Source organism: Weissella uvarum, from assembly GCF_016908785.1.
Lineage (GTDB): Bacteria > Bacillota > Bacilli > Lactobacillales > Lactobacillaceae > Weissella > Weissella uvarum.
Window position 1 is genome coordinate 235,312 of record NZ_JAFBEO010000001.1, and the last position, 21,440, is coordinate 256,751.

At 41.0% G+C, this 21,440-nt stretch carries 16 protein-coding genes; 12 read left to right on the forward strand and 4 right to left on the reverse strand.

Annotation, left to right across the window (positions count from 1 at the left end):
* The first annotated feature begins 108 nt into the window (after positions 1–108).
* Entirely contained in the window at positions 109–525 is a 417-nt protein-coding gene (locus JOC36_RS01170) for a hypothetical protein (protein WP_205144675.1), read from the forward strand.
* A 17-nt stretch (positions 526–542) separates the two neighbouring features.
* Positions 543–935: a RusA family crossover junction endodeoxyribonuclease gene (locus JOC36_RS01175; RefSeq protein ID WP_205144676.1), complete on the forward strand. Its 393-nt coding sequence runs from the start codon at positions 543–545 to the stop codon at positions 933–935.
* Between the two features lie 720 nt (positions 936–1,655).
* Here the strand turns inward: JOC36_RS01175 and uvrA are convergent.
* Complete coding sequence (gene uvrA / locus JOC36_RS01180; protein WP_205144677.1) at positions 1,656–4,505, reverse strand: excinuclease ABC subunit UvrA; 2,850 nt, start codon at positions 4,503–4,505, stop codon at positions 1,656–1,658.
* A 203-nt stretch (positions 4,506–4,708) separates the two neighbouring features.
* Between uvrA and JOC36_RS01185 the strand changes: the two genes are divergently transcribed.
* The 6 genes from JOC36_RS01185 to JOC36_RS01210 all read left to right on the forward strand — a co-directional run bounded on the left by JOC36_RS01185 (position 4,709) and on the right by JOC36_RS01210 (position 13,980).
* Positions 4,709–5,047, forward strand: coding sequence for a hypothetical protein (locus JOC36_RS01185; protein ID WP_205144678.1), 339 nt, complete (start codon positions 4,709–4,711; stop codon positions 5,045–5,047).
* Positions 5,040–6,026, forward strand: a complete 987-nt coding sequence (locus JOC36_RS01190) for a LacI family DNA-binding transcriptional regulator (protein WP_205144679.1) — start codon at positions 5,040–5,042, stop codon at positions 6,024–6,026. The genes JOC36_RS01185 and JOC36_RS01190 overlap by 8 nt, the downstream gene beginning before the upstream one ends.
* 195 nt (positions 6,027–6,221) lie before the next feature.
* On the forward strand, positions 6,222–8,090 hold the full coding sequence (locus JOC36_RS01195) for a CHAP domain-containing protein (RefSeq protein WP_205144680.1): 1,869 nt from the start codon (positions 6,222–6,224) through the stop codon (positions 8,088–8,090).
* Positions 8,091–8,342: 252 nt separating this feature from the next.
* Positions 8,343–10,307, forward strand: a complete 1,965-nt coding sequence (locus tag JOC36_RS01200; RefSeq protein WP_205144681.1) for a KxYKxGKxW signal peptide domain-containing protein — start codon at positions 8,343–8,345, stop codon at positions 10,305–10,307.
* A 123-nt stretch (positions 10,308–10,430) separates the two neighbouring features.
* A complete protein-coding gene (locus JOC36_RS01205; RefSeq protein ID WP_205144682.1) occupies positions 10,431–12,473 on the forward strand; it encodes a peptidoglycan amidohydrolase family protein in 2,043 nt (680 codons plus the stop codon).
* Between the two features lie 127 nt (positions 12,474–12,600).
* On the forward strand, positions 12,601–13,980 hold the full coding sequence (locus JOC36_RS01210; protein ID WP_205144683.1) for a gluconate:H+ symporter: 1,380 nt from the start codon (positions 12,601–12,603) through the stop codon (positions 13,978–13,980).
* Positions 13,981–14,045: 65 nt separating this feature from the next.
* Here the strand turns inward: JOC36_RS01210 and JOC36_RS01215 are convergent, their stop codons facing one another.
* A complete protein-coding gene (locus JOC36_RS01215; protein WP_205144684.1) occupies positions 14,046–15,044 on the reverse strand; it encodes a YeiH family protein in 999 nt (332 codons plus the stop codon).
* 130 nt (positions 15,045–15,174) lie between these two features.
* Here JOC36_RS01215 and JOC36_RS01220 point away from each other — a divergent pair, with 130 nt between their 5' ends.
* On the forward strand, positions 15,175–15,996 hold the full coding sequence (locus JOC36_RS01220) for a LysR family transcriptional regulator (RefSeq protein WP_205144685.1): 822 nt from the start codon (positions 15,175–15,177) through the stop codon (positions 15,994–15,996).
* A gap of 65 nt (positions 15,997–16,061) precedes the next feature.
* Positions 16,062–16,538, forward strand: a complete 477-nt coding sequence (locus tag JOC36_RS01225) for an NUDIX domain-containing protein (RefSeq protein WP_205144686.1) — start codon at positions 16,062–16,064, stop codon at positions 16,536–16,538.
* 42 nt (positions 16,539–16,580) lie between these two features.
* Here the strand turns inward: JOC36_RS01225 and JOC36_RS01230 are convergent, their stop codons facing one another.
* On the reverse strand, positions 16,581–17,708 hold the full coding sequence (locus tag JOC36_RS01230; RefSeq protein WP_205144687.1) for an ROK family transcriptional regulator: 1,128 nt from the start codon (positions 17,706–17,708) through the stop codon (positions 16,581–16,583).
* 197 nt (positions 17,709–17,905) lie between these two features.
* Between JOC36_RS01230 and JOC36_RS01235 the strand changes: the two genes are divergently transcribed.
* Both JOC36_RS01235 and JOC36_RS01240 read left to right on the forward strand, forming a co-directional pair.
* Positions 17,906–18,682, forward strand: coding sequence for an SDR family oxidoreductase (locus JOC36_RS01235; protein WP_205144688.1), 777 nt, complete (start codon positions 17,906–17,908; stop codon positions 18,680–18,682).
* Between the two features lie 29 nt (positions 18,683–18,711).
* Positions 18,712–20,238 carry an FGGY-family carbohydrate kinase gene (locus JOC36_RS01240; protein WP_205144689.1) on the forward strand — a complete coding sequence of 509 codons (1,527 nt, stop codon included), beginning with the start codon at positions 18,712–18,714 and terminating at the stop codon, positions 20,236–20,238.
* 124 nt (positions 20,239–20,362) lie between these two features.
* Here JOC36_RS01240 and JOC36_RS01245 read toward each other — a convergent pair whose 3' ends face one another.
* Positions 20,363–21,397 (reverse strand): aldose epimerase family protein, encoded by a 1,035-nt coding sequence (locus JOC36_RS01245; protein WP_205144690.1) that lies wholly within the window; start codon positions 21,395–21,397, stop codon positions 20,363–20,365.
* Positions 21,398–21,440: the final 43 nt, after the last annotated feature.

A 21,440-nucleotide genomic window follows, 5' to 3' on the forward strand; every position in this document is an offset into this window, starting at 1 on the left:
ATAAACGTAAACAGCATAAAAGATTTGGATACAAAGAATTAATTACTAAATATCATGATTTTTTATTTTAAGAGCGCATTTTGCGCATACATAAGGAGTAATCCCACAATGTCAGAATTGGACTATGAACAATTTGAAATAATGCGATTAAATGGTATTAAAATTGCTGAAATTGCCAGAATATATGGTATCAGCCGCGATAAGATTGCCCATAAAGGATTTAATAAACGATTTAATGCAAAGTATCCCGACAAAGCTGGAAAGTGTTGCAACCCCCGTTACGCAGGTTTAAACAAAGAAGTCGTAAAAGCTCCCACACTTGAAACAACGCCCATACATAACATTGAAGTAGATACAGAATTAATTAAGCAGGTTCAACAAACTAAGTGTCGTAAAGAAAAATACGCCATCATTTGGAGCTTAAGAAAACAACTTATCGCAGATTATGGGAAAAATTTACTGAACGTCCCCAATGACGATCCAAGATTAGTCACACTCCAAAAAGCAAATCAGACATTAGAATAATCATGAAGTGAGGTTTTATGTACAATAAAATTTTTGAAGGCTTAATCGAGCTTGAAAATGAGTTTGCTAGTGGTAACGATATTCAACACAATACAAAAACAAACATTGTCTATCGAACACCACGATATAAAGCCTATAAGCAAGAACTCATAGATGCTATTGATGAACTAAATGATAAGTTCAACGTTCAAATCAGCCAAGGCACCCCTATCGGCATCTATCTTACCTTTTATCAAACAAACGTTAATCAAACTACCAGAGCAACTAAAGACCTGGACAACATGGAAAAACCCACATTAGATGCTTTACAAGAAGCTCTAGGCTTTGATGATTCACAAATTGTTACAAAATTAAGCAAGAAGAAATCGCACTTTACACGAGCACTCCGAGTTGAAATTTGGTTACTGTAAGCACTTACTTATAGCTAATGAGTTTTATAGTATGATTATGTTATTGTGATACTCCACAATGCACATAACTATACGACTAGGCCATCACACCATGGTTTAGGCACATAATATTAAAAGACCGCATCTATTGCATAGCGGTCTTTTTTTGTACGCTATTCATTACTTTTCTTCACTTATGAAGAAATATCAAACAAAAGTTAGTCATACAGGATAAATAAATGAACAAGTTAGCGCTCATAAATTACATAAGCAATTAGGAATTCAGAAATGGTTTAGCCCAATAGAAGATTATGACACCACGGATCAAAGGAACGGGCTATCGAAAAGCGTTCCAATACTACTTCACCGCTCGCTTAAATAAACTTTAAATATTAGTTGTTTAGTAATTGTTAATTACCGAAACAATACCGTTACAAACTTCATCTACTTTTAACAATAAAAAACCGCCATCCCTAAGGACAGCGGACAAGCTTAGTAGGCCAAATTATTAATTCTCACAACACAAAACGCAACACAAACACCACACAATTTGCTTAATCGTATTTATATATATTTGTCTTCGTTTGCCTATACATCAGCGTTTCTTTCACTTATTTTTAGTGAGCATAAGCCGTTTCATAACAAAAAGTAAGTATAACGCCATGCTGATAAAAATGCAAATGCCCTACTTTACATTAGCCACAGCATCCGGTCTAACTACCAAATACATGCATCAAAAGTTTAATGGTTAGCTTGAGCAGCACGTTTACGATCACGTTCCATAATTGGTCCAAGATACTGACCGGTATATGACTCAGGTACTTGCGCAATTTTCTCTGGAGTGCCAGTTGCCACAATTTGGCCACCACCCGCACCACCTTCAGGTCCGAGATCAATGACCCAGTCAGCCGTCTTAATTACATCCAGATTATGTTCAATCACCAAAACAGTATTTCCGCCATCAACCAAGCGTTCTAACACGTCAAGCAAACGGGCAATATCATCCATGTGTAAGCCAGTCGTTGGCTCATCTAAAATGTAGAAAGTTTTACCAGTTGAGCGCCGTTGTAATTCAGAAGCTAACTTCATCCGTTGGGCTTCACCACCAGACAATGTGGTTGCTGATTGACCAAGTTTCACATAACCCAGGCCAACATCCACAATCGTTTGGAGCTTACGACGAATCTTTGGAATTGGCGCAAAAAATTCAACCGCTTCTTCGGTCGTCAAATTCAAAACATCCGCGATATTCAAATCACGATACTTTACTTCCAAGGTTTCCGAATTATAACGTGTCCCATGACAAACTTCACAGGTCACATACACATCAGGTAAGAAGTTCATCTCGATCTTGATGACCCCATCACCCTTACATGCCTCACAGCGACCACCCTTGGTATTAAATGAGAATCGTCCTTTAGCGTATCCACGCAATTTGGCTTCATTAGTTTGTGCAAATAAGTCACGAATGTCATCGAAGACTCCTGTATACGTTGCTGGGTTTGAACGTGGCGTTCGACCAATTGGGCTCTGATCAATATCAACAATTTTATCGATATTCTCTTCGCCAGTCAGCTTCTTAAACTTACCTGGCTTTTCAGAATTGTGATTTAACTTCGCCTTTAGAGCCCGCTTTAGAATTGTATTAACCAAAGTCGATTTACCTGACCCTGAAACACCTGTCACAGCAATCATCTTCCCCAATGGGAAGTCAACCTTCACATTCTTTAAGTTATTTTCTTGGGCTCCAGTAATCGTAATTTTTTCGCCATTACCTTTACGTCGTTTTTCTGGAACCGGAATAAACTTCTTTCCATTTAGATACTGTCCAGTTAGTGATTCAGGATTAGCTTCCACTTCGGCTGGTGTCCCGACCGCCATGATTTCACCACCGTGTGAACCAGCACCAGGACCAACATCAATTAGATAATCAGCCGCGCGCATCGTATCTTCATCATGTTCAACCACAATCAATGTATTCCCTAAATCACGCATCGCTTTCAATGAGCGAATCAAGCGGTCATTATCCCGTTGATGCAAACCGATTGATGGTTCATCAAGCACGTACATCACACCAGATAAATTTGAACCAATCTGTGTTGCCAGACGAATTCGCTGTGCTTCACCACCAGACAAAGTCCGCGCTGAACGTGATAGGGTCAAATAATCCAACCCAACATCCTGTAAGAAATGCAAACGATCCGTAATTTCCTTGACGATTGGACGGGCAATCTGTTCATCCTGCTCCCCGAAAGTCAATTGTTGGAAGAAGGCTAATTCTTGATCAACTGGCCAATCAGAAACTTCCCCGATGTGATGTCCATCAATTTTAACAGACAAAGCAGCATCGTTAAGCCGATAACCATGACAGGCTGAACACGTCAATTCGTTCATATAACTACGCATTTGTTCACGCGTGAAATCTGAAGAAGATTCGTTATAACGCCGCTTGATGTTAGGAATTACCCCTTCGAATTCTGTATCGACATCACGGACTCCACCAAAATCGTTCTCATAGTGGAAATGGAATTTTTCATCTGAACCATAAAGAACCTTATTTTGATCCTCCTCTGAAAGGTCTTCAAATGGTACATCCATTGGAATATTGTTTTGATCGGCAAATTGACGCAATAATTCAGGATAATACTTTGATGAAATTGGATTCCAAGCTGCGATGGCGCCATCTTCTAACGTTAAACTTGGGTCAGGCACCACTAAGTCTGTATCAACTTCAAGGGTGATGCCTAATCCGCCACAAACTTCACAGGCCCCATCGGGTGCATTAAATGAAAAGAGTTGCGGTTCAAGGCCACCAACCGGATAATGTTTTAAGGCACCAGTATAGTGATCCGAGTATGTATAATCTTCACCCCGAATCACATCTACAGTAACCAACCCATCCGCCATCCGTAAGGCAGACTCAAATGCTTCATATAAACGAGCATGTGATTCAGGCTTTAAAATAATTCGATCAACAACAATCGCAATATCATGATACTTATTCTTATCCAAAGCAATGTCGTCACTCACTTCATGCATCTCACCGTCAACCATGATTCGGACAAAGCCTTCGCTTTTAATTTTATCAAGAACTGTAGCGTGTGATCCTCGCTTGTGTTGCACAATTGGCGCCAAAATTTGCATCCGACTACCGGGTTCTAATCGTTCTTCTAAATCATTAAGCATCTGATCAATCGACGTTTTAACAATTACACCATCCTTATCAGGATCAGGCTGTCCGACGCGTGCATATAGCAAACGATAATAATCATTAATTTCGGTAACTGTTCCAACCGTAGAACGGGGATTTTTTGAAGTTGTTTTTTGATCAATTGAAATTGCAGGGCTTAATCCATCAATTGAGTCCACATCAGGCTTATCCATCTGTCCCAAAAACTGACGAGCATAAGCTGATAGACTTTCAACATAACGGCGTTGTCCTTCCGCATATAAGGTATCGAAGGCCAATGAACTTTTTCCTGACCCTGATAAGCCCGTAATGACAACAAACTTATCGCGTGGAATTGCGACATCAACATTTTTTAAATTATGAGCTCGTGCTCCGTGGATTGTAATCCAATCATGTGCCATGTTGCGCTCCTTACTTTGACTTACTTTAAATTCGTTAACCATTATACAGGTATTTACGTTGAAATGTTAGGTAAAAGCTAATTTTTACGTTCATTTGTATAAATTTGTCTTTAACTTACCGCATTTTAATCACTTTAGCTACCAAATTTATTTAGTGCCCTCTATAATGAAAGCTAGATAACTACATTTTAAGGAGGAGCAGTATGAAATTTGTTGATTCCAAGCCTTGGAGCTTGAATTGGATTTTAGAACATATTGCGTCCGCAATTTTACTCCTAGCAACTGTCCTAGCAGCCGCTTCGGCGCTAACTGCCCTCATTATTGCTGTTGAGGAAATTGTCGTCTTTGTCTTTACGCACCATTTTATTAATACGTATACCAACGTTTATCACAACGCCTTACAAACTGTGTTATGGCATTTCGTGATTATTTTTGTGGTCATTACTTTTTGGTCACTATTAGATACCTTTACTATCCGACCTCAAATGGAAGCGGCTGAAGAGGCGCATCATTCTGAAGAAAACGAGCATAATCATGACTAAAGTTACTATCACCGACGTTGCCAATGAAGTTGGCATCTCAAAAACAACCGTTTCGCGCTATTTAAACGGGCAATTTGACCGCATTAATGTTAAAACCCAAGCTGCTATTCAAGAAGCCATTGACCGTCTCGGTTACGTGCCAAATCAACAGGCACGTTCATTAAAATTGAAAGAGTCTAAATTAATCGGTTTAGTCGTTGCAGATATGGCAAACGTCTATTCTTCTTATTTAATTAGTGGAATTCAAGCTGTCTTACGTGAACAAGGCTACAGTCTCATGATGTTTGATTCAGCCAATCAGCTAACGCAAGAGAAACATGCGATTCAACAAGTCATGGCCGCTAATGTTGATGGTTTAATTTTACAACCGCTGGCGCAAACAAGTGACCACTATCAATTCTTAATTGAAACGAGTTTGCCCGTTGTCCTCGTCGATCGGCAAACAACACCGGCAATTTGGCCTAGCGTGACCTCTGATAATTACAATGCATCACACAATATGGCAGAATTGTTACAAAAAAGACATTATAACCATATTATTTTCTTAGATACTGCCGGAGAAAATCCTTGGTCCAACAAATTGCGCTATGATGGGGTTTCAAGTGTAAGCAAGGCCCATCAGATGGACCTTACTTACCTGCAAATCAACGATCATGATTATCACCCACTTCTAACCCAACTCACACATACCACTCAGGATGTCCCAGCTATTTTTGCTGCAAATGGTGAAATTTTGACCGCCTGCTTGCGTTGGTTGAAAGATCAACAATTCAAGATTCCGGTTGATGTGGGAATCGCTGGTTATGATGATTCTACCCTGGGTGAGCTATTCAACCCTGGTATCACAGCAATTGAGCAGAATCCGCAATTAATTGGTCGCACAACGGCAGAGCTATTGTTAAAACGTCTTAAAGAAGCCACGGGCGATTTAGAACAAATTGAGATTCCGAGTCAACTTGTGGAACGTGCATCAATTTAATATAGTCCAATCAAGCATATCGTAATATTACGATGTGCTTTTTATATTTCAAAATAACACAAACAGATGACATAATTATCGAAATAAGTTATCTTCTCTTCATCTCTCTGAAAAACTCAATCGGTATGATGTAATTTGTTCGAGTCATACATATGCAATTCAAAAATTATTGAAAGAGAGATAGGAGCTATTTTGATGCCAAACACTAATCGTTCAAAACCGACTAATTCCGGAAAATTATGGCTAAGTGCCCTTGTGGGAACTTTTGCCCTATTAGGCGGCGCACAACACGCAGCAGCTGATGACGTTGCTAATCAAAACAACGAAAATCCTGCTACAGTTAGCAAGCAGCAAACTGCATCTACTTCAACTACCACAAACGAAATCACATTGAGCGCAACTGCTTCATCACAAGTTGTCTCAACTAGTGCAACAGCTCAAACAAGTAATCAACAATCAACAGAAGCAAAGTCAGCTGTAACTTCACAGTCTGTTACTTCTCAATCAGCTAGCGCTCAATCAACTTCTGCAACGAGTTCTCAATCTGCTTCATCACAAGCACAATCAAAGTCAGTCAGTTCTCAAGCAGTTTCATCTCAAGCTAGCTCAAAGTCAACCACTACTACACAATCAACTTCAGCATCAAGCAACGCCCAAAGCACATCGACTTCGAACAAGAGTGCTGTTGCTAAGCCACAAGTTAAGTCAACCGTTAAGAATGGTTGGGTTGCTGGAAAATACTATTTGAATGATAAACTTGCGCAAGGCGCAGTTAAGATTAACAATCAACAGTATTTCTTTGATCAAAATGGTAAGCCTATTACAGGACTCCGTTGGCGAATCGATATCAATGGTAAGAAGCAACTAGAAGCTTACGGTTCTAACTACATCCGTATTGTGAATGGTTATTACCGTCCAAATGCTAAGCAAACTTATTACTTTAACCAATATGGTAATGCCATTACTGGTACTAAGTGGCGGACTGATATCAATGGTCAAAAGCAATTAGAAGCTTTTGATAAGAATCACTTGCGTGTCGTGAATGACTATTATCGTCCAAACGCTAAGCAAGCTTATTACTTTAACCAATATGGTAATGCCATTACTGGTACTAAGTGGCGGACTGACGTCAATGGTAAGAAACAATTAGAAGCCTTTGATAAAAATCATTTGCGCATTGTGAACGGTTATTACCGTCCCAACGCCAAGCAAACTTATTACTTTAACCAATATGGTAATGCCATTACTGGTACTAAGTGGCGGACTGATATCAACGGTAAGAAGCAATTAGAAGCCTTTGATAAAAACCATTTGCGCATTGTGAACGGCTACTACCGCCCCAATGCTAAGCAAGCCTATTACCTAAACCAATATGGTAATGCCATTACTGGTACTAAGTGGCGTATTGATGCAAATGGTAAAAAGCAATTAGAAGCTTTTGATAAGAATCATTTGCGGATTACAAATAACTATTTCAAGCAAAACAACAACACCGTTTATTATTTCAATCAATACGGAAACGCCGTAACAGGCTTGCGTAAGATTTCTGGTTCAAAGTATGAATATTATGATAAGAACCACAAACGTGTGCATAATCAAACGATTGTCCTTAACGCTAACACAGCTTATCGTTTCGACAACAATGGATTGGCTAAGCGTAACAACTATGGCCAAGTCATTAACTATCGCAACGTTAAAAATGCTGGTACCATTGGTTTCTACTTCGGTGGTCATACCTACCCTCCTTACCAATGTACCGCTTTTGTGGCTAATATCTTAGCTTCACAAGGTGTTTCAAAGAGTAAGTTCTACAACCTTGGAAATGGTGCTCAATGGAGTAGCCAAGCCCGTGCTCGTGGTATCAAGGTTGATCGTAAGCCACAAGTTGGCGCTGTCATCTCATTTGCTGGTGGTGGTTATTCTGGTTACGGTCACGTTGGTTACATTAAGCAAGTTAACAGCGATGGTAGCTTTATCATTGCCGAAGGAAATTTTGCTGGACGGGCCTACAATGAACGTCGCGTTACAATGAGCGAACCAATCGCCGGGATTATTCATTTTTAATTATTAAAGAACAGGCTTAGGCCTGTTTTTTTTACGCTTAAAGCCGGCATGCTTTGCCGATTGCTTATCCTCACGATCATTAATGGCTTTTTCTTAAGCCTACAATGTCATTAGCATTAAAAGAAGATAAAAAAAGGACTGGTTTAATAACTAGTCCTTTTTTTGTCGCATTCAATACACTATAATTAATTGGTATATATTATAATTGTATATTTGATTTGTATCGATATACACAATTTAAGGAGTTAAAAAATGGGAAATAAGCAACGAGTTAAGCTATATAAGAGTGGAAAGCTCTGGGTGAGTGCACTAGTTGGATCAGCAATGTTGAGTTTGGGAGGCGTAGCAAACGCTGATGAAGTGAAGTCTAGTGTTACAACACCAGAAGCCATGCAAACAACACAAACTCAGTCTTCTGAGCAAGCATCAACAGTGGCTAACACCACAGTGAGCGCCGCAATGACCTCAGAACAAAGTGCCCCATCAATGAGCCAAGCAGTCAGTGAATCTCAAGGCAGCAAGGTAATTGACCAAAGTGCAGTGACAGAATCAAAGGCAACGAGTGAGACAAATTCAACTCAATCAAGTCAAAGCGCTACTAGCCAAGTTGAATCAAACAGCACGAAACAATCTGCTGGATCAGTAGCATCAAAAACAACGGATAAAAGTGCTACTACTTCTAACTCAATGACTACACCTAAAAGTCAAAATGCATCAACTTCAGCGACTGAAACTAAACCAACTCCCGTCGTAAAAAACGGTTGGATTAATGGTAAATATTATAAGAATGGTGTTGTGGCAACAGGTTATCAAAAAATTGGGAACCAATATTACTATTTTGATGCCAATGGGAATGCCTACAAGGGCTTGCGTCAATATAAAGATGCCAATGGTAAATTGCATTTAGAATTTTATAATAATGATTTCAGCCGGGCACAAAACAAGCGTATTTTTGCTGACAACCACTATTATTACTTTGATCAGAATGGTCAAGCGATTATCGGTTTGCGTCGATACAAGGATGCTAACAGTAAGCAATATCTAGAATTCTATAGTTCTAACTTTGCTGGTGCCCATAACAAGCGCATCAAGACCAATGATCATTATTATTACTTTGATAAGAACGGCTTGGCCATCACTGGTTTACGTCAATATAAAGATGCCAACGGCAAGCTACATTTAGAATTTTATAGTTCTAACTTTGCCGGTGCTCGTAATAAGCGCATCAAAACAGCTAACCACTACTATTTCTTCAATAAGAATGGTAAGGCCATCAATGGTGTACGTAAGTTTAAGGATTCAAAGGGTAAGCAACACTTAGAGTTCTATAGTTCAAACTTTGCTGGTGCCCGTAACAAGCGTGTTAAGACAAACGGACATTACTACTACTTGAACAACACAGGTCAAGCGATTACTGGTTTCCGTGGCTATAAAGATGCCAAGGGTAAGAACCAACTAGAATTCTACAGCTCAAACTTTGCTGGTGCTCGCAATAAGAGTATCCTCCAAAAAGGGAGCTACTACTTCTTTAATAAGTATGGCCATGCCATCACGGGTAAGCGTTACTATAAGAACACGATGGAATTTTACCAAAGCAACTTTAAGCGTCTAACAAATGCTTGGAAGACGTTGAGTAATACACGTTACCATTTCAATAGCAAGGGTCGTGTTGATCAAGCATTGTTGAACTACACATACTACTCACAATTGAACCAAGGTGCCCCACAAGGTTGTGAAGGCGCCTCAATGCAAATTGCATTGTCACACAAAAAGCGTGCTGTGCCTGGTTTGCCAAGCATCTATCGCAAGGTGCCAGTTGGTTACGGTGTTAACCCAGGTAAGGGATTCTATGGTAACCCATTTGGACACGGTAGCCGTTACACTGAAACTATCTTTGCTAATCCATTAGCAAAAGCATTTAAAAACATGGGAGCCGCTGACATCACGGGTGCTGGTACTTCACAGATTATTAAGGAGCTAACACGGTCTAATGCTGTTGTAACCTGGGCAGACTATTACTGGCGTTTGTCAGGCCAACATGCTTTCCACGTTATGACAATTGTTGGATACCGTCCTGGTCAATTCTTAATTGCTGATCCATACGCTACTAGCAAGCGCACAATGTGGGTATCACAAAGCACTTGGGCCTACATTAACAAGAACACGAAGGCACTTGGTTGGAACACACCAAAGTCTATGAACATGGTTATTCGTTAATTTACCAAAAACACTGAATGTAAATTCAGTGTTTTTTTGTAAATATGATTGTTACACAGCTGTAATTCACTCATTAAATTTTTAGTTTATACTGATGGACATTAAGGAGTGAAATACATACAAATGCAAATTAAACAACATGTAAAATTATATAAAAGCGGTAAGGTTTGGGTTAGCGCCATGGTTGGTGCCACTGCCCTTATGTTCGGTGTATCAGCAAATGCTGACACGACAAATGCTAGCTCAACCACTAACCAAACAACCGTCACTGCAGCGCAAACAACATCTGATAATGCAACTAGTCAGACCGCCACAAGTACGACAGTACAAAGCACGCAATCACAGACTGCTACTAGCGACCAAGCAAATAACCAGAGCACCTCTACCTCTGCAACAGCTACTAGCGCAACTGCAAGCCAAAGCGCAACATCAATGAGCGCAAGTAGTCAAAGTACGCAAGTTAAGTCGACTACCAGCCAAAGTGTGCAAGTTGAATCAAAAGCCAGTCAAAGCGCTAGTGCTAGTGCTAGTGCCACTTCAACCCAGACAAGTCAGACAGTTGGCAGCCAAACTAATGTAAAGAGTCAAGCGGCAACTTCTACGAAGGTCACGCAAAAAGCTGATTCAACAGTTAAAAACGGCTGGGATGGTACCAAGTATTACCGGAATAATGTCGCCGTAACTGGTAAACAAAACATTGATGGTAAATGGTATTTCTTCGGTGAAGATGGCAATGCCTTTACTGGTGTTCGTTGGCGTGTCGACATTAATGGTAAAGATCAACTTGAAGGTTACGGTAAAGATTTTGTCCGCATCGTTAATAACTATTACCGTCCCGGTGATGGTAAAGTCTATTACTTCGATCAGTGGGGTAATGCCATTACTGGTACGCAATGGCGTGTTGATATTAATGGTAAAAAGCAACTAGAGGCCTTCGGTAACGATAAGCTACGGATTGTCAATAACTACTACCGTCCCGGTGATGGTAAAGTCTATTACTTTGATCAATGGGGAAATGCCATCACTGGTACGCAATGGCGTGTTGATATTAATGGTAAAAAGCAACTAGAAGCTTTCGGTAATGATAAGTTACGGATTACCAACAACTACTACCGCCCTAGTGCCGGAAAAGCTTATTATCTTGACAAGTGGGGAAATGCCATCACTGGTACCCATTGGCGCGTTGATATTAATGGTAAAAAGCAATTAGAGGCTTTTGGTAATGATAAATTACGCATTGCCAATGATTATTACCGTCCTAGTGCTGGTAAGGCCTATTATCTTGACCAATGGGGAAATGCCATTACTGGTACCCGTTGGCGCATTGACATTAACGGAAAGAAGCAATTAGAAGCTTTTGGAAACGATAAATTACGCATTGTAAATGGTTACTATCGCCCTAGCTCTACTAAAGCCTATTACTTCGATCAATGGGGAAATGCCATCACTGGTACCCATTGGCGCGTTGATATTAACGGTAAAAAGCAATTAGAAGCTTTTGATAAGAACCATCTTCGTATTGTGAATGGCTACTATACACCAAAAGCTGGTCAAACATATTACCTTGACCAATGGGGTAATGCTGCAAGTGGTCAACGTTGGTACTATCGTGCCGATGGTAGCCGCTCATTGGAATACTATGATCCAACAACCCGACAACGTGCTACTAGCAAGTACGTAAATATTTCTGGTAAGAGCATCTACTTCAATGCCAATGGTCAAGCAACTAACACTGCGAATAATCAAAAAGAAAATGCCATTAGCTGGTTTGAAGCCCGTGCTGGTAAAGTAACTTATTCAATGTATAATCGCTTAGGACCTAACTCATACGACTGTTCAAGTTCCGTTTACCTTGCATTGAAGCAAGCTGGCTTAATGTCTGCTAACACCATGATTGGTAACACTGAAACCCTATTCGTTGATCTAGAAAGTAAGGGCTGGAAGCTTGTTCCAGCTGGATCAAAGCCACAACGTGGTGATATCTTTATTTGGGGTCAACGTGGCTACACATTAGGTGCTGGTGGCCATACTGGTATGTTCGTTAGTGATACTGATATTATCCATTGTAACTATGCCGACAATGGTATTTCACGGACTAACTATCAAAAGACTTTGGCTGGTTCAGGACTTTACTATGCATATGTCTACCGCCTCGGTAACCTATAAACTTTTAATCGATAGAACTAATCTGCGGATTAGTTCTTTTTTTTCGCATTTTGTTACAAGTCTGTGAAGTTTTTCATTTGTGAGCGGTGTAAAATAAGCAACGTTAGTTATTTGGGGAGGAAAAAATATGGAATTTCTTATGTTAGCATTGGCAATTTTGCTATTGCTCGTGTTAATTGTTAAGTTCAAACTTAATACATTCGTTGCACTTATTATCACTGCATTTGTTTTAGCTTTATTATTGGGGATGAATCCGATGGACATCCCTGGCGCCGTATTAGGCGATCAAGGGGTTGGAAATATTTTGGGTACTAATTCCGTTATTTTCATCTTTGGTGGCATGATTGGGCGCTTAGTGGCTGATGCGGGTGGCTCATACCGGATTGCGCATACTTTAATTGATTGGTTTGGCGTTAAGCGTCTCCAATGGGCAGTCCTAATCGCTTCATTTATCATTGGAATCTCAATGATCTTCGGCGTAGGAATGATTCTTTTGATTCCAATCGTGTTCGCCGTTGCTAAAGAAGCCGACGTACCACTTTTGTACCTCGGTATTCCAATGACTGCGGCCCTATCTTCAGCCCAAGGTTTCCTACCACCACAACCTGCTCCTACGGCCGTTGCAACGGCCCTTGGTGCTAATATCGGGATGATGTTAGTCCTTGGTTTGATTGTGTCAATTATCACAGCTATCGTTGGTGGACCACTTTTCACGAAGCTGGCGCAAAAGTATGCACCAGATGCTTTCCAAAAAAAGGATAGCTTGCCTGCTGCTGGTGAAGTGAAGGAATATGACATCAATGAAACCCCTTCATTTGGGCTATCAGTATTGACTTCAGTCTTTCCACTCATCTTCATGGTAATTGCCACCGTTTATAAGATGGTCTTCACTGGTGGTGTGACACCTAAGAACCCTTCAATGCTTGATTCAGTGATTGAATTTATGGCTAATCCAGCGGTCGCAATGACGATTTCATTAGTCTTTGCGATTTTCTCAATGGGTGTCATGCAAAAGCGCTCAATGAAGCAAGTTAACGCCTCAATGACCGAAGCAATTAATGCTGTTGCGAGCATCTTGCTAATCGTTGGTGGTGGTGGTGCCCTTCGTGGTGTCCTTGTTACTTCAGGTTTCTCTGATCATGTGGCCCAACTATTCTCAACCAATGGATCAATGTCACCATTGATGATTATCCTATTTGCATGGGTCGTAACAGCCGTTTTGCGTGTCTCTGTTGGTTCTGCCACAGTCGCTGGAATGACTGCGGCCGGAATCATGGTTTCAATCGTCGCTGGTCAATCAAACCCCATGATGGCAGTTTTGGTTGCTCTAGCTATTGGTTCTGGTTCACTAGTGGCTTCACATGTGAATGATGCTGGATTCTGGATTTTCCAAGAATTCTTTGATATTTCAGTTAAACAAACTTTCCAAATTTGGACTGTTTTGGAAACTGTTATTTCAATCACCGGACTCTTGATCATTTTGTTGATGACCATGGTCTTAATTTAAATTATTAATCAAAGTCCAAAACTAACATAAAAAAACACCCAGCTTGATTAGCTGGGTGTTTTTAATTACCAAATTAAATAAATTAAGCTAGTTGCGACTAACACTTGGAAAACAATCGTCACGAACCCATAGCCTAAGTAGCGGATTCCAGAAGCTTTAATCGTTGACCATTTCAGATTTAAACCAATCCCGGCCAAATTGACAACACCAAGAAATGACGCTGCTTGATGACTAAATTGACCAAGCACATGTGGTAATGGTAAAAACGTATTCATAATCACAGCAACTAAAAATGCCATAACGAACCAAGGAATTTTCAAGCCAAATGTTTGTTTACTATCAGTCGCCTTTGGTGTATTTTTAGTGGCTAAATGTGCCATATAAATTACCACCACGGACAACAGAATCACCCGGAGCATCTTGAACAAGGTCGCATACATTACAACATCTTGATTGATTAGTGCCGCTGTTCCGACCACTTGACCAACCGATTGCACAGTTCCCCCAATTAGCGCCCCCATCCACAAATCATGTTGCTGCATCAAGGTTGGCGCAATCAATGGTAGGATCAGCAACAAAGCTGTCCCCGATAAGGATACTGTTGCAACTGCTGTACGTCGTTGATCATCATTTGCCTTGATTGCTGGCGCAACTGAAGCAATGGCACTAGAACCACAGACAGCATTTCCTGAAGCCATCAACATTGCTGATTGCTGGTCAACATGAAAGAACTTTTGTCCAATCCACATCACAAACGCAATTGTCACCACCATCAACACACCAATAAAGACCAAACCTTGCCACTGCAAGGAAGCAATCGTACCTAACGTTAATGTTAATCCCAAACACGCAATTCCGACTTCAATCGGATATTTTTCAGACCACTTAATACCACTATGCCATCTTTCATCTCGAAAAACGGTATTTCCCAAAATCAGTCCAAGCATCATGGCTAATGTCTCGCTCCCCAAAGCAGGTAAAACTGGTGTCAATAACTTTGCGCCAAGCGCAACCCCGAATGTTAGTATAATGCCAGCCCACATACCATGTGTAATTTTGAACATGCTAAAGTAAACCTCCCCTTTAAACTACTTCTTTATTTTACGAGTTTCCCATTAATAAGTTAAATAAATAGATATAATCATACCGATTATGATTTATAATAGTTATAACTATACTATATCAGGTGATAATATGTTCAATTTAATTCAAAGCTTTATCGCTGTTTACGAAACTAAAAGTTTTACCAAGGCAGCCAATCAACTCTTCATCTCACAGCCGACCGTCACCACCCATATTAAAAAATTAGAAGCTGAACTAAAGGCGCCCCTCTTTGTGCGCCAAGGTAAACAAGTTATCCCAACCGCCGTTGCGGATGCTTTTTACCCTGAAGCCCATGAGTTTCGGCAGAGCTGGCTGAATACGAAACGAAATCTTAATCAGCTGGCTAATCAAAAAATCAATGTTACCATTGGGGCTTCTCACTCAGCGGCAACAACTTTATTGCCCCAATTTATTCAATTACTTGAACCCTACCTTGATCGCATTGCTTTGAGTGTTCGAATGTTAAACTCTGAACAAGTTTCACTTGGTATCTTAAATCATGAGCTCCAAATTGGCATTATTGAAAAGCCACTTCTTGATCCAAATATGACTAGCTTTCCTTTAGCAGACGATAAATTAGTCCACGCGGGGGACTTCACTTCACCAATTTGGCTAATTCGTGAAACAGGTTCTGGCATTTATCACTTCACGCATGAATATCTCGAAATGCATCAGATTCATCCCCAACGCGCAATCGAAATGGATAACAATGATATGATTTTAGCTTGCTTGAAGCGCGGTTTCGGTCAATCTTTGATTTCGTCTCGCTTCATTGACGATAGTTTTCCCTATGAAGACTTAGGCCCTGAATTCAATCGTGAATTTTATGTCTTAAATCATATCAATGAACGTGACCCACTCTTACTGGAGATGCTACAACATGTCAAACAACACGTTGACGAATTTAGTTAATCATTAGTACTTAGCCAAATATGGTATGCTGGAAGTCAGACAGAAATGATGGAGGTATTTTGACAATGGTCATGGAAAATTATTTCAAACACTTACGATCACAAATCGGCCATGAGGAAATTATTATGCCTGGCGTCGCCGGGATTTTATTTGATGAAACAAGAACTAAGATTCTACTGGAGCAACGTGGCGATGGCGAAATTGGTTGGAGTCTTGTTGGGGGCATGCAAAACCTCAACGAGAGTGCCATGACTTCATTGCAACGTGAGTTTAAAGAAGAAGCAAATATTGATGTTGCCATTAAGGCCTTAATTGGTATTGACACAAACTTCCATCACACTTTCCCAAATGGTGATAAAGCCCAAATTCCGATGACCTTATTTGAGGTTGAACAAACTGGTGGCACTCTTCATGCTGATGGAGATGAAACCACACAATTAACCTATGTGCCATTAAGCAGCCATCCGAAAATGTACAATCCACAACACCAACTAGCTGTTGATCAAATGATTCGACAAGCCCCTTATGGTTGGTATTTCTAAATAAAAAGCTCAAGTTCCTCTTTATCGGAACTTGAGCTTTTTTTAAATTTGGTTGAGATAATTTTGCAAAGCCGGTATCGCTGCCCCTGTCGCAACCGCATGTTGCTTAGCTTGACCAATTTCAATTTTGGAAGGAATCTCGGGAAAAGCGGTGATTTTCGAAATTTGAGCGCCTAATTGTTCAACGGTTACATCTGACAAATATGGCGCTAATTCGCCAGCCAGAACAATTGTATTATCAGCAAACATTTGTAAATTATTAATCGCATATGCTAAATGTTCCAAATAACTGTCCCAGCGTTTCGTCGCACTCACATCACCCGATGAAACAAGACTCATAAACTCAGGCAACGTTTCATCACGCTCATGTAGCAATGCCGAAATAGAGGCGTAAGTTTCCAAACAACCACGCCGACCACAATAACATTTACGTCCATTTTTAGAGTTAATCGTAATATGCTCCATGGTACCGCTATTTCCAAAGGCCCCGTGATAGATTTGACCATCAACAACCATCGCCGTTCCAAGATGTTCTCCAATTGACATATAAATTGCGTCATTCGACCGATGGGCAATTTGCTGTTCTGCAATGGCAACCGCATCCGCATCATGCACATAGTAGACCGGAAATTTAAAATAACGAGTAAATACATCGGTATGCAAACCCGTCATATTCAAAATTTTCCCGTACAGCACTTCCGCACCATCAGCTGACACAAGGCCTTGCACGCCGACACCCATCCCCACGATTTGGTCAGCTTGATAAATGCTATCGTCAATAAATGCTTGTATTTTTTTGCTCACTTGATCAAAATAACGCAAAGTATTTTCAAAGGGAATTTCCCAAGTCACTTGGTCAGCCACTTCAAAATCCGCTCCTACTAACACGAGCGAAATATTGCTACCAAATATTTCTAACCCAATGCTGGCAAACGCCTGCGGATTAAGTGTATACCGAACCGCTCGACGGCCCCGTTGACCGCCATAAGAACCGGCCTTTTTAATTAAACCTTGGTCCAATAAGGTGGTTAAATTCGCGGTAACCGTTGGTAAACTATTTCCCAACAGTTCCGCAATTTCATTCTTCGACAAACCAGTATGTTCATAAAATACCCGCAATGTCTCTGAAAAATTATTTTGTTGAACCGACTTCATTCCTTGATCAGCCATGTGCCTTCTCCAAACTGTGTTTCATCATACCTTTAGTGTACTTTGTCCCCTGCAAAATTACAAACTTACACTTAATTAAATAAAATCATTTTATAAAAAGGGGTTGTCTTTTTGAAAGCGCTGTCATAAACTGTAGGTGTATTCTTCGAAGAAACAAAAACATGTGATGCTTTTTAAAACCAGAAAGAGGTTTGCTTATGACAATTATGGACAAATTACGTTTGGATGGTAAGAAGATTTATATCACCGGTGGCGCACAAGGACTTGGAAAGTCAATGGCTGAAGGCCTTGCCCAAGCTGGTGCTGATCTAGCCATTGTCGACATTAATATTGATAAAGCACAAGCAACGGCAGATGAAATTGCAAATGCAACTGGCCAAAAGGTCATTGCCGTTAAAACAGATGTTACAAATCCCGAAGAAGTCGATCAAATGATTAAAACGATTGTTGCTGAATTAGGTGGCCTTGATGGGGCTTTCAACAATGCCGGCATGGTTATTAACACTCCGGCCGAAGAAATGACCTATGACCAATGGTTAAAGGTCATCAACCTTAACCTTAATTCAGTCTTCTTAACTTCACAGGCTGCTGGTAAGTATATGCTTGAGCATGGTGGTGGTTCAATCGTCAACACTGCTTCTATGTCAGCCCACATTGTAAATCGCCCTCAACCACAAGCTTCGTATAACGCTTCTAAGGCCGGTGTGATTCAACTATCAAAGTCATTGGCCATTGAATGGGCTAAACGCGGTGTCCGCGTGAATACCATCTCACCCGGCTATATGGCAACTGACCTTACGCTTAATTCCGAAGAGCTCAAGCCATTAATTGAAATTTGGAATGATTGGGCCCCTCTTGGTCGGATGGGTAAGCCAGACGAATTACAGGGCATTGCTGTTTATCTTGCTTCAGATGCAAGTAGTTTTGCAACTGGTTCAGACTTTGGTGTTGATGGTGCCTTTACGGCTTGGTAAACAACCACAATTATGAATAGGATGCGCTTATGAAATATCTAATTGGAACCGATGTCGGTACTTCCGGCACCAAAAGCGTCTTAATGGACACAAATGGACAACTCATTGCCCAAAGCTTAGTGGAATATGATGTATTAACCCCCAAGCCTCTTTGGGCGGAACAATGGGCTCAAGTGTGGCTTGATGCTACGATTAAATCAATCAAAATGGTGATTGACCAAAGTGGTGTTAACCCGACTGATATTAACGGTTTGGGTGTTTCAGCCCTCTATGGTGGTTCTGGTGTCCCTGTTGATGCTGATGGCAAGGAAGTGCGCCCAACCTTAATTTGGATGGACCGCCGGGCCGAAAATGAAGTCGCTTGGGTCAAAGCCAACCTTGACTTAGACCGACTTTCGCATATTACTGGGAATGACGTCGTTGATCCTTACTACGGCTATACCAAGATGCTCTGGATTAAAGCCAACGAGCCTGAGAATTGGGCCAAGATTAAACAACTTTTGCCACCTGATACTTTTATTGTGCAGCATTTGACTGGACAAACCGCGGTTAACCACTCAGCCGCTGGTAATATCGGTGGAGTTTATGATATTAATCAACATACCTGGTCTGATGAAATGCTCAACGCCCTTGGTATACCGCGCACAATGATGCCAGACCGGCTCGTTGATGCGACTCAGATTGTTGGTACGATTACCGATGAAGCTGCAACAGCGACGGGCTTAGCCGCTGGCACACCAGTTATCGTTGGTGGCGTTGATGTTGGTGCTGCAAATGTCGGCATGGGCGTATTAGAACCCGGTCGTTTCGTTGCAGCCATCGGAACTTCAATGAATGCCGCTTTAGTAAGCGAAAAGCCAATTAAAGGTAAGGGCTTAATTGTTTGGCCTTATCCTTACCATTCTGAACATTTAAATTATAATTTCAGTGGCTCAGCGACGGCTGGTGCCATCACCAAGTGGTTCCGCGATAACTTTGGTGAAATGGAAGTCGCTCAGCAACACGATGGTGGCAAGAATGCCTATGCCGCATTAAGCGAAGCTGCAAAGGATATTCCTGCCGGTAGTAACGGTTTAGTCGTCTTACCATACTTCATGGGTGAACGCGCGCCCATTTGGAACTCAGATGCGAAGGGTGTCATCTTTGGGCTTTCCCTCGCCCACAATAAATTAGATGTCTACCATGCCTTCCAAGAAGCAGTAGCTTATGCTTTAAGGCATTCAATTGAATTAATGGATCAAGATTTGGGTGATTACATTATCCTGGCTGGTGGTGTTACCCAATCGCCCGAATGGGTCCAAATGTTCGCCGATGTAACAGGCTATGCGATTCGCACCCCCATTGAAAATGCTGAAGCAAACCTTGGAGATGTCATGCTCGCTGGCTTAGCCACTGATACTTTGACTGTAGATGATGTTCAAAGTTGGCAAGTGCTTGGTCCTAAGGTCGAACCCGATTCAGCCAAGCATGCGATTTATAATCAATACTTTGAACTTTATCGCAAGCTCTATGATGATTTAAGTGACGATATGTCTACCTTAACCAAACTTATTTAGAGGATGACCTCCGTAACCTAGGTCAAGCTCCTTCTCTCCTGAAAAAAATAATATCACGACAGAAGTCATTTAAATCACATAAAAAAGACGTGCTAAGTAGAATTAGCACGTCTTTTCATTTGTTTTATTTATGATAATGATACTTAATCACCATTTCCTTGGTTTCACCAGCTTTAATCGTGGCATCACCAAAGTCAGGATGATTTGGTGTGTCAGGTAAAGTTTGGGCTTCTAAAGCCACAGCCATCCAAGGCTTGCTTGGTCCACGATTCAAATACTTAACTGAACCGTCAATTTGACTTTCAGTAAAGGCCACAATCGCGTTACGGTCAGAATGAATATCAACCATCCGCCCTGAATCGCGGTCCTTAACTTGCGCAGCAATATCGTTGATATCAGCTGGCACAACAAAAACATCATCGTACCCTTGTTCTGGCGTTGTATTCTTCATTTCCGGCAAGATTTGACCCAGATCATGGTGATGCTTCAAATCATAAGGGGTCCCTTGATTATCCACAAATTCCCCCGTTGGACACTTTTCTGAATCAACACCTAAGTGTTGGTCAGCGTTAATATACAAATCATGATGCATCAAATCATGGGTTGCTGGGTCTGCCAAGTTAAAGTAAGCGTGCACAGTCGGATTAAAGAGACCATCCGCCCCGCTTTGCTTTCCAGAGAAATGAATTTCAACAGTATCGTCATCCGTTAAAGTATAAGTAACCGTCAAAGCTAAATCACCTGGGTAGCGATCAATGCTTTCTTTAGCCGTATAAGTCAAAATCAAACGATTATTGGCTTCATCTGGTTGGATATTAAAGAAATGACTTTGGAAGCCTTCAGGGCCACCATGCAATGTATTATCCCCATCATTCGTCGCAACATGATACGTATGTCCATCTTGTTCCCAAGTTCCTTTAGCTAGACGACCAGCCGTACGACCAATAATACGATTAATATTGAAATTATTCTCAGAAAAGCCTTCAATCCGGTCCGAAGACAGCACTAAATTAATGCGTTGTCCCTCATCAAGTACCGAAAACTCTTGCATAATTCCGGCATAGCTTAATAAGCTTAACCGTGTTTGATTCTTATTTTCAACTGTATACCGCTCAACCGGCGTTCCCGCCACTTGTCCAAAATTGTCATGTGTAATCATCCTGATCCTCCAATCAATTTACCGATAACCATTGTTAAGGCAA

What these genes read in the sequence shown, in the direction of transcription:
- JOC36_RS01170 (WP_205144675.1), top strand. Translation starts at nt 109, where the DNA reads ATGTCAGAATTGGACTATGAACAATTTGAAATAATGCGATTAAATGGT.
- JOC36_RS01175 (WP_205144676.1), top strand. Translation starts at nt 543, where the DNA reads ATGTACAATAAAATTTTTGAAGGCTTAATCGAGCTTGAAAATGAGTTT.
- uvrA (WP_205144677.1), bottom strand. Translation starts at nt 4,505, where the DNA reads ATGGCACATGATTGGATTACAATCCACGGAGCACGAGCTCATAATTTA.
- JOC36_RS01185 (WP_205144678.1), top strand. Translation starts at nt 4,709, where the DNA reads ATGAAATTTGTTGATTCCAAGCCTTGGAGCTTGAATTGGATTTTAGAA.
- JOC36_RS01190 (WP_205144679.1), top strand. Translation starts at nt 5,040, where the DNA reads ATGACTAAAGTTACTATCACCGACGTTGCCAATGAAGTTGGCATCTCA.
- JOC36_RS01195 (WP_205144680.1), top strand. Translation starts at nt 6,222, where the DNA reads ATGCCAAACACTAATCGTTCAAAACCGACTAATTCCGGAAAATTATGG.
- JOC36_RS01200 (WP_205144681.1), top strand. Translation starts at nt 8,343, where the DNA reads ATGGGAAATAAGCAACGAGTTAAGCTATATAAGAGTGGAAAGCTCTGG.
- JOC36_RS01205 (WP_205144682.1), top strand. Translation starts at nt 10,431, where the DNA reads ATGCAAATTAAACAACATGTAAAATTATATAAAAGCGGTAAGGTTTGG.
- JOC36_RS01210 (WP_205144683.1), top strand. Translation starts at nt 12,601, where the DNA reads ATGGAATTTCTTATGTTAGCATTGGCAATTTTGCTATTGCTCGTGTTA.
- JOC36_RS01215 (WP_205144684.1), bottom strand. Translation starts at nt 15,044, where the DNA reads ATGTTCAAAATTACACATGGTATGTGGGCTGGCATTATACTAACATTC.
- JOC36_RS01220 (WP_205144685.1), top strand. Translation starts at nt 15,175, where the DNA reads ATGTTCAATTTAATTCAAAGCTTTATCGCTGTTTACGAAACTAAAAGT.
- JOC36_RS01225 (WP_205144686.1), top strand. Translation starts at nt 16,062, where the DNA reads ATGGTCATGGAAAATTATTTCAAACACTTACGATCACAAATCGGCCAT.
- JOC36_RS01230 (WP_205144687.1), bottom strand. Translation starts at nt 17,708, where the DNA reads ATGGCTGATCAAGGAATGAAGTCGGTTCAACAAAATAATTTTTCAGAG.
- JOC36_RS01235 (WP_205144688.1), top strand. Translation starts at nt 17,906, where the DNA reads ATGACAATTATGGACAAATTACGTTTGGATGGTAAGAAGATTTATATC.
- JOC36_RS01240 (WP_205144689.1), top strand. Translation starts at nt 18,712, where the DNA reads ATGAAATATCTAATTGGAACCGATGTCGGTACTTCCGGCACCAAAAGC.
- JOC36_RS01245 (WP_205144690.1), bottom strand. Translation starts at nt 21,397, where the DNA reads ATGATTACACATGACAATTTTGGACAAGTGGCGGGAACGCCGGTTGAG.